Source organism: Flexibacter flexilis DSM 6793 (genome assembly GCF_900112255.1).
Lineage (GTDB): Bacteria > Bacteroidota > Bacteroidia > Cytophagales > Flexibacteraceae > Flexibacter > Flexibacter flexilis.
In genome coordinates this window covers 105,474-118,616 of sequence record NZ_FOLE01000011.1, presented here as the reverse complement: position 1 = coordinate 118,616, position 13,143 = coordinate 105,474, and the positions used below count along the sequence as shown (strand labels likewise).

Here is a 13,143-nt window from a genome sequence, read left to right as displayed (position 1 = left end):
CAATAAAATTATCCTTTGGCGGCTTGAATGCGATTGGTAAGCCCCATAAAATCTGCTACGCTGAGTTGTTCGGCGCGGCGGTCGAGCAACGGCTCTGTATTAAAACTTTCGGGCAAACCCAAGGGCTTGAGTGCATTGCGCAAGGTTTTGCGGCGGTTGTTAAAGCCTTGTTTCACCACTTGGACAAATAATTTTTCGTCGCAGTCAAGTTGTTGGCGGGCATTGCGTTTGAGACGAATCACGCCCGATTTTACGCGCGGTGGCGGGTCAAAAACGTGTTCTTGCACCGTAAAACAGTATTCAATATCATAATACGCCTGCAAAAACACACTCAAAATGCCGTAGTCTCTGTTGCCGGGAGGCGAGGCCAAACGTTCAGCCACTTCCTTCTGAAGCATACAAACCACTTCGGGAATGTATTGGCGCATTTCCAGAATGCTAAAGAAAATCTGTGAAGAAATATTGTACGGAAAATTGCCGATAATGGCCACAGGTTCGCCTTTGCCCACTTCTTTGTTTACATCAAAACGCAAGAAATCGCCTTCAATAATGCGGCCTTTAAGCGTCGGAAAATGCTTGTTCAGGTACGCGATAGACTCGCGGTCTATGTCAATCAGCCACGTTTGGTAAGTAGTATTTTGAATCAAAAAATTGGTCAGAACGCCCATGCCCGGCCCTATTTCCAACACATTTTTATAATCTCCGTGCAGGCTCAAAAGCTCCACAATTTGCAGGGCAATGTTCGTATCGGTCAGGAAGTGCTGACCAAGATGTTTTTTGGGTTTTACCGACATACTATTTTTATCAAAAACAAAACCCAAAGCCACTACCCGCAAGCAGTAACTTTGGGCAAAATAAAATCCTGAATATTAGAGCGTTGCAGCTAAGCGAATCGCCTCGCGCAAAGCCATCAATTTGTTGTGTACTTCTTGTAGTTCGCTTGGCAAATCGGACTTGGCCACCACGCCCGCGCCCGCCTGATAATACAACGTGTTGGCACTACTCAAAAACGAACGTATCATAATGGCGTGATTGAACGCACCATCAAAACCAATGTAACCGATGCAGCCGCCATAATACGAACGGTTGGTATTTTCGTATTGGTCAATGAGTTGCATGGCATTGTGCTTAGGCGCACCCGACAGCGTACCCGCAGGAAACGTATCGGCCACCATGCGCAACGACGTAGTGTCTGGGCGAAGTTTGCCCGTCACCTTCGACACCAAATGGATGACGTGCGAATAATATTGTACTTCTTTGAACGATTCCACTTGTACGGTTTCGCTGTTGCGGCTCAAATCGTTACGCGCCAAATCCACCAACATCACGTGTTCTGCACTTTCTTTGGGGTCGTTGAGCAACTTTTGCGCCAATTCGCTGTCGGCAAGGTCGTTGCCTGTGCGTCTGAAAGTACCCGCGATTGGATAAATGCCAGCCACGCCATTTTTTATAACTATCTGTGATTCAGGAGAAGAACCAAAGATTTTGAAATTTCCATAATCAAAATAAAACAAATAGGGCGAAGGATTGATAGAACGCAACGCGCGATATACATTAAACTCGTCGCCGCTGAATTGCTGCCAGAAACGGCGTGCCATCACAATCTGGAACACATCTCCTCTAAAGCAATGTTTCTGGCCTGCGGCCAACACGTCCATAAATTCGGCATCCGTAAAATTTGTCTGTTCTTCGCCTTTGGGTGCAAACTGATACGCCGCAAAACTTTTGTTCTGAATCAATGATTCAACAAAGGCAATATCTTCACCTTCAGGCGTTTGTGCTGCTTCGGCGGTATGTTCGAAAATGTATAATTCATTTTTGAAATGATGCACCGCAATCACAAACCTAAAGGCTTGGTAAGTAATTAGCGGGATTTCGAGGTTCAATTTTTTCTTATCAAAATCAATATCCTCAAAATACTGCACGGCATCGTAAGCAATATGCCCGAAAAGGCCGTTGGAAATGAACTGGAAAGGCGTTTTTTCTACCTCAAAACTACCGATAAAATCCTGCAAATTTTGGAGCAGATTCTCGCGCGTAGGCTGCGAATGCAGGCTTGTTCCGTCGGGGAAATGTTGCGAAAGTCCGCCGTCGGCTTGGAGTTCAAACTTAGCCATTGGCGAGCAGCAAATATACGAAAAGCTATCTTCTACGCCATGATAATCAGAACTTTCCAGCAAAATGGTATTGACGAAACGGTCGCGTAACTTGAGGTAAATGCTCACGGGCGTAAACGTGTCGGCCAGTAGTTTTTTGTAGCGGGTGGTTACTTTATGTTTCATCAGATTCAGGGGTTGGGTTAGTGTAAAATAAAGCCCGTCGTTCGGCAAATCGGAACGGCGGGCTTTGGAAATATTTTATTTCAAAAAATCGAAATTACACATATTGATTAAGCATTACAGGCATTACCAACATGAGTGTATCTTCGTTTGCATCTTGTTTTTTAGGAATAATCAATCCCGCGCGATTTGGGGCCGAAAGCTCAAGGGAAATCAAATTTGAATCCAAATTATTGAGCATTTCCATCAAAAATTTAGCATTAAAGCCAATTTCCATGCTTTCGCCTTCATATTCGCATTGGAGCGTTTCGGAAGCCTCGTTCGAGAAATCCAAATCTTCTGCCGAAATCTGCAAACCTTGCGGCGAAAGTTTCAGGCGGATTTGATGCGTTGTTTTATTGGCATAAATCGAAATACGTTTCAAAGAACTTAGCAATTCCAAACGCTCAATGACCAATTGGTTTGGGTTGTTGAGTGGAATGGCGTTGGCGTAGTCAGGGAAACGTTCATCAATCAAACGGCAAATCATGCGGATATGTCCGAAGCTGAAAAACGCGTTTGAACTATTGAATGAAATCGTAAGTGTTGTGTTATCAGAAGGCAACACCGATTTAAGCAGATTCAGGGCTTTGCGCGGCACAATCAAATTCGCTTCCGTAGAAGACTGAATGTCCGTGCGGCGGTAGCGTACCAAACGGTGGCCGTCGGTGGAAACAAACGTACAATTTTCTGTACCCAATTGGAAGAAAACCCCCGTCATGGCTGGGCGCAAATCGTCCGTACCAGTGGCGAAAAGTGTGCTTACTACGGCTTTCTGAATCACGTCGGCTGGAGCTTCGATGGCTGTCCCGTTGTTTACACTTGGCGTAGCTGGGAAATCTATGGCATTTTCGCCAGAGAGTTTGTAATGGCCATTTTCCGAAATAAGCTCAATGCTGTAAGTGTCTGTGTCTATGAGGAATGTAACAGGTTGCTCAGGCAAATTGCGAAGCGTATCAAGCAAAATGCGAGCAGGAACAGCCACTTTGCCACTGTCGGCACTGTCCACCGTAAGTTCTGTTACGATGGTTGTTTGCAAATCCGACGCGGTAACCGAAAGTTTTTCCCCGTCCAAGTCGAAAAGGAAATTTTCCAAAATCGGCAGAATCGGATTAGAAGCAATCACCCCATTAATGCCCGAAAGTTGCTTTAGTAAAGCCGTCGAATTGACTATAAATTTCATATTGATTTCTGTCTGAATTTAAGAGGGACAAAAGTACATACAAAAGCGCAAATTTCCTCAAAAAATAGGCGTTTTTTACCTCAATTTCTCGTTTTGCTGATGGCGGTCAGCATCACGCAATGTTTTCTTCTCCAAATTATTTTGAAGGGCTTCCGTAAGGTTAATGCCCGTCTGGTTGGCCAAGCAAATCACCACAAAAAGCACGTCGGCCAACTCGTCGGCGAGTACCTTGTCTTTGTCGCTGGGCTTAAAGGATTGTTCCCCGTATTGGCGGGAAATAATACGCGCCACTTCCCCAACTTCTTCCGTCAGGATGGCCATGTTCGTAAGTTCATTAAAGTACCGAACGCCTGTTGTCTTAATCCAGTTATCTACTGTTTCTTGGGCTTGCTCAATGGTCATAACTATAAGTTTTGTTTTAAAAAATTCTACAAAAGAAAAAGCCTGTATTCTTTGCATCAATGAAAAAATACAGGCTTTTAAAATAATATAATCAATTTATTTACAATGTATTACACATTTTAATCAACTGCTCAGACTCGGCCACACCCGCCAACGACTCGGCTACCGTGTAGCTGTTGATTTTACTCAAAAATGCGTCTGCTTGCTCTAAAAACATTGCATTTCGGTCAAAATTATTGAGGCTCACCACTTCCGTTGTCGTTTTGGTACGGAATGTTAGGGTTGCTTTGTAATAATCGAAATACACCGTTCCCGTTTCAAATACAAAGTGCATAAAACGCGTTGCGGGCTGTTCGTAGAAATTCAGATGTACGTGTCCCGTTACGTCATTTTCGTATTTAATCAAAAAATCTGCCCCAGCTTCCACGCTCACTTCCAAAGCCGATTTGCGATTGGCCAAACTCATAAAACTGGCTATCGGTCTGCCCACCAACCAGTTAGACATATCCAAATCGTGGCTTAGCGTCAGTGCTGCACCGCCTCCGAGTTCTTTACGCGCCGCATACGACTCGCGGTAATCTTCCCACGGATGCCAGTCGGGTAAATACTCGCCCCAATGCGTGGTAAACGAAAGCAATTTGCCATAGGTTTCCGCTTCAACAAATGCCCTCATGCGCTTGAGCAACGGATGAAAACGCAACATATACGCAATGTAAACATATACGCCTTTTTCGCTAATGGCTTGTTTGAGTGCATCCAAACCTTCCAAGTTATGCGAAAGCGGTTTTTCTACCAACACGTGCATACCCGCACGCACGCACGCGAGCGTTTGTTCTACGTGCAAAGCCGTCGGGGACGTAATGAATGCGGCCACAGGTTTCACGGCTTCCACTTCGTTCCATTTGGTCAGCACTTTTACGGTGCTGGCATCAATGTTACGCATCGGCAAATTGCGCGAACGCAACACGTATATATTACGGAAACCTTTGGCCTGAAGGTTGCCGATATGACGCTCGCCGATAGAACCTGCGCCAATCACTAATAAAGGACTTTCTGGACTAAGCATCGAATTTGATACAATTAATTTTAGGTAAAAGATTTTCGGCACGACGGAAACTGTCGATGTCGTCTATATCAATGGACAAACTCGCGTCCATCACGTAAGGCAAAATGTGACGGCCTGTCATGGATTTTTGCTCCAGCAACACCGAAGGGCGGAAAATATCCAACGTTCCTGTTTGCCAATAGACTTTCGGGAGGTTTTGGCGCGGCTCGTTGTAAGGCTCTGCGATGCCGTCCACCGTGAGCAAAGGCGTCATAAAGTCGTTTTCGCTTGCACCCAAACGCCACATTTTGTACGGAGTGTTAGGAGAAAGTGTCACGGCACGCAATGCGGTAGCGGCTGGCGTGTCAGCCAAGCGTGCGATGCAGTCGTCTATTTCTTCTACAAAACGAATCGGCGACGTAGGGCGAAGTTGTATAATAAGATCAGGAATTTCGCCTTCGTTGGCTTGCAACCATTCCAAAGCGTGCGTAAATGCCTCTACGTCAGTGCTTAGGTCGGCGGCCAAATGCGCAGGGCGCAAAAATGGAACATCTGCTCCGTATTGGCGCGACACGTCGGCGATGGCCTCCGAATCGGTCGTAACTAACACGCGATCAATGTATTTAGAGCGTTTGCTAGCCTCAATACTGTAAGCAATAAGCGGGTGGCCAGCCAACGGCAATATATTCTTGTTGGGTAAACCTTTGCTACCGCCACGCGCAGGCACAATGGCCATTATTTTCAAATCTTTATACATGATAAGTTTTTGACTATTATCGATTTTTTTAATATTATTTCGAGGTTAAAAGAAGATGACGTAAAAGTATAGAATATTGATAGAGTTGGCAAAAAAACATCTATAACAAAACATACCCTATCATTTGATTTTTTTGCTAAAATACTACCATAAAAACCTCATTTTTAGCATATTTTATTTTAATAAAAAACTGATATTCAATTGATTGTTATTATTTTTTGTGATAAAAAGACACCCAAACAAGGCTTTTTTGATAAAAATCAGGAAAAAATATGTAATGAAATGCCGTTTGGGGGCATCCGAAATGATAAAATTCTGATTTTCAATATTTTGCAAAAAATATTTTAAAAATATAACACTGATAATCAGTGAGTTGCAAAAAAAAGACAAACTATTTTTGCTTTATTTTTTTGGAATTAAAAAAAGCGGCTATTTTTGCACTCCCAAAAATTTGGGAAACAGTAGATTATAGAATTGTTTAACATCTAATTACAATAAAAGTGACAAAAGCAGAAGTAATTGCCGCTATCGCCGAAAAGACAGGCGTTGACAAAAACGACGTTCAGACTACTATCGAGAACTTCTTTGAAGTAGTAAAAGACTCAATGGCACAAGGTGATAATATTTATGTAAGAGGTTTCGGTAGCTTTATCAACAAGCACAGAGCCGCTAAAGTAGCTCGTAACATTTCTAAAAATACGGCTATGACCATTGATGCTCACTACGTACCAAGCTTCAAGCCTTCTAAAGAATTCGTGAAAATGATCAAAGAAAGCGAGAAACTTAAAGCTGAACTTAAAAAATAAGTTTTTCATTTCGGGGCAGATGCAAGACTTATGTGTTACCTTTGGGGCATCAAAGTTTTGCATCTTCCTTTTTTTCTTTTTTGACTTATGTCAAAGCAAAAATTAATAATCACAGGATTGGCACTTTTGGCAGTAGTAGGCATCTACTTTTTGCCGAAAGGCGTGGTAAAAAAAGCTGGAGGAGAGCAGGCAGTCCGCGACCAAATGGCCGGAAAGAGCAGCACCCCAACCGATACCGCACAGCATTCGGATACACACACGGATGAGCCGCAGCACGAGGAAACTCCGCTTTCGGAATCAGAAATGAAGTATTTGGCTTCTTTGCGTAAGCGTTACCAACAAGCCAAACCAAACCAAAAGGCTCAATTTGCCGACTCGCTGGCCAAGCGTTTTGCGCTAAACAATCAGTTTGACAGCGCGGCGGTTTATACAGGCCAATTGGCAAGCCACGCACCAAATGCCGCGAATTTTATCAAAGCAGGCGATGCGATGTTTGACGCAGCAGGTTTTGCACTCAAAGCCGACAAAATTGCTTACTGGACTGAGCACTCAAGGCAAATGTACCAACAAGCATTGGAGGCCGATAAAAATAACCTCGACGCAAAAGCTAAATTAGCGATGACTTATGTGGATACAGATAATCCCATGCAGGCAATCGGAATGCTTCGCGAAGTGGTAAGTGCCGACCCCAAAAACGAAACGGCTATTTATAACTTAGGTTTGCTTTCGATGCGCTCGAATCAATACGAAAAGGCCATCGGACGCTTTGAGGAACTCCTCAAAATCAATCCTAAGCACTTGAAAGCCACGTACTTTTTGGCGATGAGCTACAAACAAGCTGGCAAAAAAGAAAAAGCAATCGAGTTTTTTAACAAAGTAAAACAACTCGATAAAGACCCCGCCGTACAAGAATCGGTGGACGAAAATCTGGCAGAATTACAAGCCCTATAACCAAAACGGCCTGAAATACTTTCCACGTGGCAACTAACTGGTTTCCACAAAGTTAAAATAATTGTTTCACTTCAAAACAGGACAAATTATGCCTTGCGGTAAAAAAAGAAAAAGACACAAAATCGCTACACACAAGAGAAAGAAGCGTTTGAGAAAAAACAGACACAAGAAAAAATAGTTGTCTTATACTATACTAAATGATAGCTGTGTAATGCTTTATTGCATGGCTATCATTTTACTGTTTTATTCCCGTTCATTCTAAATCGCTACGAATTTGAGCAACGAATTGCTAATCAGTTCTACTCAAAAAGGTGATAGAATTGCTCTCTTACAAAACAAGCAACTAATTGAGTATCACGTAGAAGAAAATGGCAATACCTTCACGGTAGGCGACATTTATCTGGGCGTGGTACGGAAGGTGTCCAAAGGGCTGAATGCGGCTTTCGTGGACATCGGCCATGAGAAAGATGCCTTTTTGCATTATCAGGATTTGGGGCCTAACATTCGTTCGCTCAACAAGTTTCTGAAAAATTCGCAAAGCAACAAAGCGGCTACGCACAAACTCAACGGCTTCAAATATGAGCCAGAAATTGAGAAATTGGGCAACATGACGCAAGTGTTGAGCAAAGGCCAACAGGTATTGGTGCAAGTCATCAAAGAACCTATCTCAACAAAAGGGCCTCGCCTTTCCTGCGAGTTGTCTCTGGCTGGTCGGTACATAGTGTTAGTGCCCTTTTCGGACGCTATCAGTATTTCCAAAAAAATAACCAGCAAAGAAGAACGTCAACGCCTTTCGCGCCTGATGCAATCCATTAAGCCAGATAATTTTGGCGTAATTATTCGCACCGTAGCCGAAGGAAAAGACGTAGCCGAATTGGACAAAGATTTGAGCAATTTGGTACAAAAATGGGAAGAAGGATTTGGCTTGTTGCGCACGGCTCGCCCTCGCGACAAGGTAATCGGCGAAATGAACCGCGTTTCTTCTATGCTACGAGATTTGTTAAACGAAAGTTTTGACGGCGTATCGGTAGATAGCAAAGAAATTTATGACGAGGTCAAAAACTACATTCGCAACTTCGCCCCCGACAAAGAAAAAATAGTGCGCTTGCATACTGGTAAAGCCAAACTTTTTGAGGCTGCCGGTATAGAGAAACAACTCAAAACACTCTTTGGGAAGTCGGTAAGCCTGCCAAGTGGCGGTTACCTGATTATAGAACACACCGAAGCATTGCACGTAATTGACGTGAACAGCGGCAGCAGTGCCAACAAAGCCGAAGCGGAAGACCAAGAAACGACGGCCTTTAATGCCAACAAAGAAGCTGCTCGCGAAATAGCCCGACAACTGCGCTTGCGCGATATGGGCGGTATCATTGTTATTGACTTCATAGACATGAAAAAGGCTGAGAACAAACGCCTTATCTATGAACAAATGAAAACCGAAATGCAGGGAGAACGCTCCAAGTTTACGGTTTTGCCTCTGTCCAAATTTGGACTCATGCAAATCACCCGACAACGCGTGCGCCCCGAAATGAATGTTATCACACTCGAAACCTGCCCTACGTGCAACGGCACCGGGAAAATATCGGCCAGTATCTTGGTTGCTGACCTGATAGAACAAAACATTGAATTTATCGTTGGTAAACAAAACGAAAAAGGACTCACCGTCCGTATGCACCCGTTTTTGTATTCTTATTACACCAAAGGATTCTTCTCCAGACAAGTACAGTGGCTTTTTAGATACCACACTTGGATAAAAGTAGTAGAAGATACGTCTTTAGGTGTTACAGACTTTAAGTTTATCAACAAACAAGGCGAGCAGATCGAAATAAGTTAGTCGAATCGCATAGCCTGCCAATGAAATGTAAAGCCTCCGTAATCCAATGTGTTACGGAGGCTTTTTTATTTTTCAAGAATCAAAACGCCTTAGAGTTGCAGAATAAACGGCAGTACAAAATTTGCCACAATGATTCCGCCAAGCATAAAACAAATGGTAGCCACCAAAGACGGCCATTGCAAATTGGCAATGCCACTAATGGAGTGGCCAGACGTGCAGCCGCCCGCATAACGCGTGCCAAACCCCACCAAAAATCCACCACCAACCATCATTAACAACCCTCTGATTGTCAGCAAATTGGACAGGCCAAAAAGTTGCTGTGCCAACACATCAGGATTTTGGGAAAGGCCATAACTGGCCAATTCTTCGCGCAAATCAGGTGCAATGCCCATCTGATAATCAGGCGAAACCAACAACCAAGATGCAATAAAAGCTCCCAGCGTGATGCCCAATACAAAACTTAAATTCCAGCGTTCTTTGCGCCAATCGTATTGGAAAAAACTTATTTTGGCAGGAACACAAGCCGCGCATAAGTGCCGCAGTGACGAGGAAATCCCGAAAGTTTTGTTACCCAACAACAATAAGGCGGGAACAGTAAGCCCGATAGCAGGACCAGCCACATACCACGGCCAAGGCGAGCGAAGCCAATCTATCATTTTTTAAAGTATTATTTTTTGACTTTACAAGTGTTAATGCCAAAAATAGTATAAAGCGGGCAAAAACTAACCAAACTTGTAAGTACAAATACAAACCCAAAAACAAGTAAAATAATTTCCAGTGTACCTTCAATCACGTGCGTAAACGACAAAGTCGCGATTACTAAAGCAACCGCAATGCGAATACCGCGGTCAACTAACCCCATGTTTGCTTTCATAAGTAAAGTATTTTTTAATTGTTAAATATGCATAGAAAAAACACTATTACGAAGGTATAAAAAATATTCAATTTATAGCAAAAAAAAGATTTGAATTATTCTGTCCATACCATTTATCCCAATCTGTTTTGTTTTGGGGCAGTGGATTTCTAAATTGCCGCTTTGGTTTTACTTATCTAATCTTTTCAAAATGATTAAGAAACTACTGTTGGCAGGTTTGCTCTGCGGGACGCTTTCCGTGCAAGCCCAAAACAAAGCCGAAGACGTGAAGTCTTTTACCCTCAAAAACGGCATGAAAATCATGGTGTTGGAAGACCATTCCATTCCCAACGCCAATATGTATTTGTTCTGGCGCGTGGGTTCGCGCAACGAAGTACACGGCATTACGGGGCTGTCGCACTTCTTCGAACACATGATGTTTAACGGCTCAAAAAAATATGGCCCTAAGATGTTTGACCGCGTCATGGAAGCAAATGGCGGTTCTAACAACGCTTACACCACCGAAAACGTAACCGTTTATACCGATTGGTTTCAGGGCAAAGCACTCGAAACAATTTTTGATTTGGAAGCTGACCGCATTGGGCATCTGAACATTGATTCGGCGATGGTGGAAAGCGAACGCGGTGTAGTGCTTTCGGAGCGCAGCACAGGCCTTGAAAACAACAATTTCAACATGTTGAGCGAGGCACTGAACTCAGTGGCCTTCACGGAACATCCGTACATGATTCCCGTAATTGGCTACGAATCAGACATTAAAAGCTGGACAAAGAAAGATTTGGAACGCTATTTCCGTACTTATTACGCCCCCAATAACTGTACCGTGGTTATTAGCGGCGATGTAACGTTGGCGGAAGTAAAACAATTGGCTGCCAAATATTTAGAGCCAATTCCAGCCAACACGCCGCCGCCTGCTTTGCGCACGGTAGAGCCGCCGCAAAATGGCGAACGTCGTTTGCTCGTACACAAAGACGTAAGTTCTCCGAATGTGTTGTTGGCGTATCACGTACCCGAAACGCGCAACGCAGACTATTACGCATTGGATTTGCTCAATAGCATTTTGTCGGCTGGCAACTCGTCGCGTCTGAACAAATCGTTGGTTTTTGATAAAGAATTAGCCACAGAGCTGTTCACGTATATGCCCGAAAGTTTCGACCCGACACTTTTCTTTGTATATGGCGTGGTGGCCGACGGCGTTGCGCCTGATACATTGGAAAAAGCAATGTTAGGGGAAATTGAGAAAATCAAGAAAAACGGCATAACGGCAGACGAATTACAGAAAGTGAAAAATCAAAAATTGGTGGCTTTTTATCATCAATTAGAAACCATCAACGGCAAAGCCAACAACTTGGGTACTTACGAAGTGTTTTTTGGGGATTACAAGAAAATGTTTGATGCGCCTGCGCTTTACCAAAAAGTTACAAAAGAGGACATTCAGCGCGTAGCCAAAAAATATTTTACCAAAAATAACCGTACGGTCGGCTATTTGCTGCCCGAAACACCAGCCGACAAAGAATAATAAGTCGCTGGTTTTCTGTTATTTATTCTTGATTTAAAAAATTTCAAAATCGAATATTTCAATCCGATGAAAAAAATATTTGTCATGGCGATGTTGTTGTTTACGGCGCAACAAAGCCTTTGGGCGCAGTCATTCAAATTGCCTGCTTACCAAAAAACAAAACTCAAAAACGGCCTTACCGTTTATTTGATGGAGCAACACGAAGTGCCGATGGTCAATGTTTCGGTAGCGGTAACGGCGGGGTCTGTGAAAGACGGCAACCGTTACGGCTTGGCCGCCCTGACTGCCGACGCGCTTTTGTTTGGCACAAAAAAATACAGCAAAGAGCAAATCGAAGAAAAATTGGAGTTTGTGGGTGCAGAATTGGCCACTGGTGCGGGCAAGGAAGCGTCCGAAATTTCGGCTTCGTTTGCCAAGAAAGACCAAGCCTTAGTGCTTGATATGCTGCACGATGTGTTGGTCAATCCTGTGTTTGATGCACAAGAATTTGACAAACACAAAACACGCCTTGTGGCTCAACTCAAGCAACAAAAAGAAAGTCCGCGCGAGGTAATCGGCTCGTATTACAATGCGTTTATGTACGGTTCGCACCCTTACGGCACGCCTGTAACGGGTTCGGAAGGCACAGTGAGCAAAATCACGGTGCAGGACGTAAAGCAATTTTATGGCAAAGAATACGCACCGACCGAAACGGCCATTGCGGTGGTGGGCGATTTTTCGGCTAAAGCCATGCTCAAAGAAATTACGGCTTTGTTTGGCACTTGGCAACCAAGCAGCCAACCAACTAAACTGAATTTGGGAACACCGAATTTGGACTTTACGGAAAGCCGCATTTTGTTGGTAAACAAAGACGATGCCCGCGAAACTACGTTCCGCATTGGCGGCAAAGGCGTAACGCGCAACAACTCAGATTATGTTGGCATACAAGTAATTAACACGATTTTGGGAGGCCGTTTCACCTCGTGGCTCAATGATGCGTTGCGCGTAAATTCGGGCTTGACATACGGTGCAAATAGCCGTTTCGACCGACTGAAGTATGCGGGTACGTTCCAGATTTCGACATTTACCAAAAACTCAACGACCATCGAGGCGATAGATATGGCCTTAGACGTGTTGGACAGTTTGCACAAACACGGTGTGAATCAGGAAATTTTGAACTCAGCCAAAAACTACGTGAAAGGCAACTATCCGCCTACTTACGAAACGTCGGGTGCGTTGGCAGATTTGCTAACGGAAATGTATATTTATGGCTTTGATGAGTCGGTAATTAACAATTTCCAACGCGATGTGGACGCTATCACGCCAGAACGCGCCAAAGAAATTATTGCTAAATATTTCCCTAAAAATAATTTGCAATTCGTACTGACGGGCAAAGGCTCAGAGATTCGCGAGAAAGTGAAAAAGTACGGAAAGTATTCGGAAAAAGACATCAAAACAGACGGTTTTTAATCGTTGCT

13 protein-coding genes are annotated in these 13,143 nt (G+C 43.7%); 5 read left to right on the top strand and 8 right to left on the bottom strand.

Annotated elements, in window-relative coordinates:
- Positions 1-8: 8 nt before the first annotated feature.
- The 6 genes from rsmA to BM090_RS16010 form a co-directional block, all read right to left on the bottom strand.
- On the bottom strand, positions 9-794 hold the full coding sequence (rsmA, locus tag BM090_RS16035) for a 16S rRNA (adenine(1518)-N(6)/adenine(1519)-N(6))-dimethyltransferase RsmA (protein WP_091515955.1): 786 nt from the start codon (positions 792-794) through the stop codon (positions 9-11).
- A 75-nt stretch (positions 795-869) separates the two neighbouring features.
- Positions 870-2,285 (bottom strand): anthranilate synthase component I family protein, encoded by a 1,416-nt coding sequence (locus BM090_RS16030; RefSeq protein ID WP_394333480.1) that lies wholly within the window; start codon positions 2,283-2,285, stop codon positions 870-872.
- Positions 2,286-2,376: 91 nt separating this feature from the next.
- The gene (gene dnaN, locus BM090_RS16025) at positions 2,377-3,501 is read right to left on the bottom strand and encodes a DNA polymerase III subunit beta (protein ID WP_091515836.1); all 1,125 of its coding nucleotides are present in this window, start codon (positions 3,499-3,501) and stop codon (positions 2,377-2,379) included.
- 75 nt (positions 3,502-3,576) lie between these two features.
- Positions 3,577-3,903: a nucleotide pyrophosphohydrolase gene (locus BM090_RS16020; RefSeq protein ID WP_091515951.1), complete on the bottom strand. Its 327-nt coding sequence runs from the start codon at positions 3,901-3,903 to the stop codon at positions 3,577-3,579.
- A gap of 100 nt (positions 3,904-4,003) precedes the next feature.
- Positions 4,004-4,969, bottom strand: coding sequence for a Gfo/Idh/MocA family protein (locus BM090_RS16015; protein ID WP_091515833.1), 966 nt, complete (start codon positions 4,967-4,969; stop codon positions 4,004-4,006).
- Positions 4,962-5,705: an acylneuraminate cytidylyltransferase family protein gene (locus BM090_RS16010; protein WP_221405417.1), complete on the bottom strand. Its 744-nt coding sequence runs from the start codon at positions 5,703-5,705 to the stop codon at positions 4,962-4,964. The genes BM090_RS16015 and BM090_RS16010 overlap by 8 nt, the downstream gene beginning before the upstream one ends.
- 500 nt (positions 5,706-6,205) lie before the next feature.
- On the opposite strand from BM090_RS16010, the gene BM090_RS16000 reads away from it, so the two are divergent.
- The 3 genes from BM090_RS16000 (at position 6,206) to BM090_RS15990 (ending at position 9,296) form a co-directional block, all read left to right on the top strand.
- Positions 6,206-6,511, top strand: a complete 306-nt coding sequence (locus BM090_RS16000) for an HU family DNA-binding protein (RefSeq protein ID WP_091515826.1) — start codon at positions 6,206-6,208, stop codon at positions 6,509-6,511.
- 87 nt (positions 6,512-6,598) lie between these two features.
- The gene (locus BM090_RS15995) at positions 6,599-7,462 is read left to right on the top strand and encodes a tetratricopeptide repeat protein (protein ID WP_091515822.1); all 864 of its coding nucleotides are present in this window, start codon (positions 6,599-6,601) and stop codon (positions 7,460-7,462) included.
- A gap of 274 nt (positions 7,463-7,736) precedes the next feature.
- Complete coding sequence (locus BM090_RS15990; protein ID WP_091515818.1) at positions 7,737-9,296, top strand: Rne/Rng family ribonuclease; 1,560 nt, start codon at positions 7,737-7,739, stop codon at positions 9,294-9,296.
- An 89-nt stretch (positions 9,297-9,385) separates the two neighbouring features.
- On the opposite strand, the gene BM090_RS15985 is transcribed toward BM090_RS15990, so the two are convergent.
- Both BM090_RS15985 and BM090_RS15980 read right to left on the bottom strand, forming a co-directional pair.
- Positions 9,386-9,952 carry a YeeE/YedE family protein gene (locus BM090_RS15985; RefSeq protein ID WP_091515815.1) on the bottom strand — a complete coding sequence of 189 codons (567 nt, stop codon included), beginning with the start codon at positions 9,950-9,952 and terminating at the stop codon, positions 9,386-9,388.
- 11 nt (positions 9,953-9,963) lie between these two features.
- The gene (locus BM090_RS15980) at positions 9,964-10,170 is read right to left on the bottom strand and encodes a YgaP family membrane protein (protein WP_091515810.1); all 207 of its coding nucleotides are present in this window, start codon (positions 10,168-10,170) and stop codon (positions 9,964-9,966) included.
- A gap of 190 nt (positions 10,171-10,360) precedes the next feature.
- Between BM090_RS15980 and BM090_RS15975 the strand changes: the two genes are divergently transcribed.
- Positions 10,361-11,686 carry a M16 family metallopeptidase gene (locus BM090_RS15975; RefSeq protein ID WP_091515807.1) on the top strand — a complete coding sequence of 442 codons (1,326 nt, stop codon included), beginning with the start codon at positions 10,361-10,363 and terminating at the stop codon, positions 11,684-11,686.
- 66 nt (positions 11,687-11,752) lie between these two features.
- On the top strand, positions 11,753-13,135 hold the full coding sequence (locus BM090_RS15970) for a M16 family metallopeptidase (RefSeq protein WP_091515804.1): 1,383 nt from the start codon (positions 11,753-11,755) through the stop codon (positions 13,133-13,135).
- The last annotated feature ends 8 nt before the right edge of the window (positions 13,136-13,143 follow it).